Raw genomic sequence first — 3,991 nt, 5'->3', positions numbered from 1 at the left:
TGCTGATGTTGCTGGCAAACATATCGCCGAGGAAGACGAAGTTATTGCCAGTGGTGAGCTTGATATCGCCTTGATCAACGTAGATGCCAGCTGCAATTTGTGCGCCTTGCGCTGTCGCAAAATTGCCACTGTACAGATAGAGTTTAAGTTGCTCTGGATTTTAATTTTTTTTCTGGACGGCACTCATACATGCAAAGACTGATTATTTATTTCGAGAAAATTTTTTTAATTTGCTTGAATTAAGTGCCAAATATAAAAATACATTTACGATTATTACCCCAAAATAAAAAAATGCTGCATATAGAAATATACGCAGCATTTTTTTATGTGTTGCTTGGAATGCTGTCAGATCAGAAGGCGGGCATCTAAAGCAACCATCACATCCGATTTTTGTGCAAAAAATGCAGATCGGATATGACGTTATTGCTCAATCGAATACTGAACAGGTCAGCGATTTTTTTCGCCTAGCTACCAAACCTCAAGAACAATATGATGGCTTTCCATTGCGTTCCAGTGAATATTTTCCATTATTTACAAAGCCTTCTCTACCATCTGGCATTCGAACCTTGTAAATTAAGTAATGCTTCACATCAATGCACTCTATAACACTTGCACGTTGCGTTGCAGGTAATTTAACCTGAGAGGATATTGACGTCATTGCCTCCTTCTCGGCAGCATACACGGGTATATCTTCATTCGCCACCAAGTATAAACCCGTCACATCCCGCGCACAAGCAGCGAGAAACACTACAAAGAGTATTGAAATACCAACCAACCTACTCATTTCTGGCCTCGTTAAAATGGGATGAAGTAAAAAGGTCGCGTAGGAGGTGGTGGCCCAGGACGCGGTACCATCTCAATTAAACCAGGAGATTTTCCCAAATCATCGGCAAAAGAACCTGGAAGCATCTTGTCGCCAGGCAATCCAAGTCGTGGAGGCAGACATTGTTGCAGTGGCGTCGTACTGTTATTTGAAGTTGCGTTATAAGCCCCCTTGTGTTCTCTCAAACACTGCGCAAAAGCGACCTCTTCATCAGGCGTTAGATTAAGCCTATAACTTGTGCCACCTCTGAATCCATTTGACGAGCATTGTTATTACAGTACCTATTTTGTTAATTATTTTTTTCTTCTTTTTTTAAGATCATTTCTTTTTGTTCATCTAATTGTGGACGCAGTCTTTTCTTTATGTCGTAGACAAACGCACATACACCCGCGATAACAATAAATATCGCTCTTAACTGCCCCCAAGAATAAAAATCCTCATAAAACAACAAGCCTCCACCTGCAGATATGAGGATTAATGCCCAAATAAATATTGGCAACTTTTCCAATGGTAAGAATCCAAACCCCATTACGTTCCTCAATGCTATTAACTATACTTATCAATTAAATTATTATAATCTCTATTTTTTTTGACAGGAACAAGCTTCCCGAGCTTTCGCCATAGCCGTTGTAGCAAACGGAGTCATAAATGCACCTGCAATTTCTAGTGTCCCGGATGCAAGCCCGCCAAAAGCAGCAATTCTAGATCCCGCTTCGTACGCAAGCGATAAAGAGGCAGGTGAAAATTTCATCAATGAAGTTCCTATTGCGCCTGGGCCTTTAGTTAACACCAATTTTTCGTCAGCGATCATAAGGCCTTCTTTCACAGCCGAGAGAAAATCAGGGTTTGCCCCTGGAGAAAATTGTTGAAGATTACCAATTTCGGTGATGAAACCGCCCAAATCACCATAATTATCGTGAATATACTTCTGCACGCAAGCGTCGTCCACACTAGGAGTAGTAGTAGACATTGGTTGTTTATACGGATCAAATCCAGCCCAAGGTATGCCTCCAGGAAAAGCCTGTAAGCCTCTGCTATCTACAAATTTAACCGGATTCGCCCCCACATACCCATAGGTAGTCATGCCCCCTGCCAAACCTATCGGGTCAGACTCTACATAGCGTCCCATTCTCGGATCATAGTCCCTGAAGTAATTGTAATGCAATCCCGTTTCCTGGTCGAAGTATTGACCTGCAAAGCGGATATTAAACGTGAATTTGCTGGTCGCATTCGTTGGCTGCTCATTAGGCAGTGTTTCCCCAAACGGGGCACTATCCCAGCGCCATACTTCTGTCCCTGAACTATCGGTGATGACCCTGGGTGTATCTAGGTGGTCAGTGTGGATGTCATACATTTTTACCGCATGACCCGCCACGGTGACGGTCACCGGGGTCGAGATGCGGCTTGCCCCCAGATTGTCCGTGGCTTTTGCCGTCAGACTATAGGTGCCGCCGGCTACATCATTTCAGTTGAAACGGCATAGCGCAGCGGCGCTTTACCCTTAGTGAAAAAATATTGTCGCTCTTTTTACAGTACGTATTTGACAAAAAATATTTTTATTGCCCCTGCGAGGGAAACAAGCGCTACAGCAATTGAAAGCAAAGTGAAAACAAAACCGAAACCATTCATGCCCTTTACACAGGATGCGGATTTGATGTTTATTGGATTTGTATAACCGCAATCCAAAAACAAAAATAAAAGAGTGAGGGCTATGCCTGCGAAAAATAAGCCAATCCAATTAAGTGTCTCAAAATTAACAAACTCTTTCCACAAACGTAAGCTTGCAGGCACTAACAAAATACTTTCGAAAAAAGTAGTTACCACAACATCCTTAGGTGGCAACAAAAAAATATTTAGAGTCAAAATTAATCCACATAAGAAAAAAATCCCGATCCCATTTGAAATATATTTTTTAACACCCATGTTCCACCCAATCAATTAAAGTAGCGATTTATTTTTTCTGACAGACACAAGCATTTCTCGCCGCAACATTCATTCCTGTTGCGATTACACTAGCTGGAGTTACTATATATTCAGCTGCGAAATGTATTGCAGCTGAGGCATTACGTGCCCACATACCGAGTCCGAAAATAGCTGGCGCCGCAGACCCTCCCATACCCAAGGCTTCACTAGTAACTGCTACGGACTGCATTGCCGTCCCGCCTCTACTAAGCACTTGCATTGCTGTAAGTTTTTCAGTCCCGGTTTCCGCACCACTTTTCCACTGTTCAGTTGCGCCTCCTTCTGCCATATTACCCTCACCGGGTATGTAACTAAGAAAACTCAGATTTGGTACTGCCCAATCAGCTGCTTTACCACCAAAATTATCGTGTATGTATTTTTTCATACAAGCAAGTTCCTCGGGCGAGGGTAAGCTCTCTCGAAAATTTGAAGATCTATATGGATCGAAGTTACTGCCAGAAGTAGCACGAGAAAGATCTGAACTCCAATCCAAACCTCTTGCGTCAACCAAGCTAACCGGATTCGCCCCCACATACCCATAGGTAGTCATGCCCCCTGCCAAACCTATAGGATCAGATTCTACATAGCGCCCCGTTCTCGGATCATAGTCCCTGAAGTAATTGTAATGCAACCCCGTTTCCTGGTCGAAGTATTGACCTGCAAAGCGGATATTGAACGTGAATTTGCTGGTCGCATTCGTTGGCTGCTCATTGGGCAGTGTTTCGCCAAACGGAGCACTATCCCAGCGCCATACTTCTACCCCCGAACTGTCGGTGATGACCCTGGGTGTATCCAGGTAGTCAGTGTGGATGTCATACATTTTTACCGCATGACCCGCCACGGTGACGGTCACCGGGGTCGAGATGCGGCTTGCCCCCAGATTGTCCGTGGCTTTTGCCGTCAGACTATAGGTGCCACCTGCGACATCGTTCCAGTTGAAACGGTAGGGCGCAGTGGTGACGGTACTTAATAAGCTGCCGCCATTATAAAATTCCACTTTGGCGATACTGCCATCACTGTCGGCAGCTGTCGCATTCAGAATGATGGTGGCTGGGGCCGTGGCATTGACCGGGTTAGCCGTCAAACTGACCGTTGGTGCATTATTGTTGACCACATTGACGGTGACAGGTGCGCTGCTTGTCGTGGCGTTCTTGCTGTCAGTCGCCTTGGCCGTGATGCTGTAGCTGTTGGCGACCACATTGGACC

The 3,991-nt window shown here is 44.6% G+C and carries 6 protein-coding genes; 1 reads left to right on the top strand and 5 read right to left on the bottom strand.

The window, feature by feature from the left end; all coding sequences use genetic code 11:
* Positions 1-202, top strand: a 202-nt coding sequence (locus ACO0LH_RS28350; RefSeq protein ID WP_422944502.1) for a hypothetical protein, incomplete at its 5' end; no start/stop codon positions are given.
* A 276-nt stretch (positions 203-478) separates the two neighbouring features.
* Here the strand turns inward: ACO0LH_RS28350 and ACO0LH_RS28345 are convergent.
* The 5 genes from ACO0LH_RS28345 to ACO0LH_RS28325 form a co-directional block, all read right to left on the bottom strand.
* Positions 479-784: a hypothetical protein gene (locus tag ACO0LH_RS28345; RefSeq protein WP_422944501.1), complete on the bottom strand. Its 306-nt coding sequence runs from the start codon at positions 782-784 to the stop codon at positions 479-481.
* A 328-nt stretch (positions 785-1,112) separates the two neighbouring features.
* Positions 1,113-1,352, bottom strand: a complete 240-nt coding sequence (locus ACO0LH_RS28340; RefSeq protein WP_422944499.1) for a hypothetical protein — start codon at positions 1,350-1,352, stop codon at positions 1,113-1,115.
* Positions 1,353-1,403: 51 nt separating this feature from the next.
* Positions 1,404-2,177, bottom strand: a complete 774-nt coding sequence (locus ACO0LH_RS28335) for an RHS repeat domain-containing protein (protein WP_422944498.1) — start codon at positions 2,175-2,177, stop codon at positions 1,404-1,406.
* Between the two features lie 173 nt (positions 2,178-2,350).
* Positions 2,351-2,746 (bottom strand): hypothetical protein, encoded by a 396-nt coding sequence (locus ACO0LH_RS28330; protein WP_422944497.1) that lies wholly within the window; start codon positions 2,744-2,746, stop codon positions 2,351-2,353.
* A gap of 28 nt (positions 2,747-2,774) precedes the next feature.
* A partial coding sequence (locus tag ACO0LH_RS28325) for an RHS repeat-associated core domain-containing protein (protein WP_422944496.1) occupies positions 2,775-3,991 on the bottom strand: 1,217 nt, incomplete at its 5' end.

This window comes from Undibacterium sp. TJN19 (assembly GCF_049339485.1).
In the GTDB taxonomy this organism is placed as follows: Bacteria; Pseudomonadota; Gammaproteobacteria; order Burkholderiales; family Burkholderiaceae_D; genus Undibacterium.
This window is presented reverse-complemented; position numbering and strand designations above follow the sequence as displayed.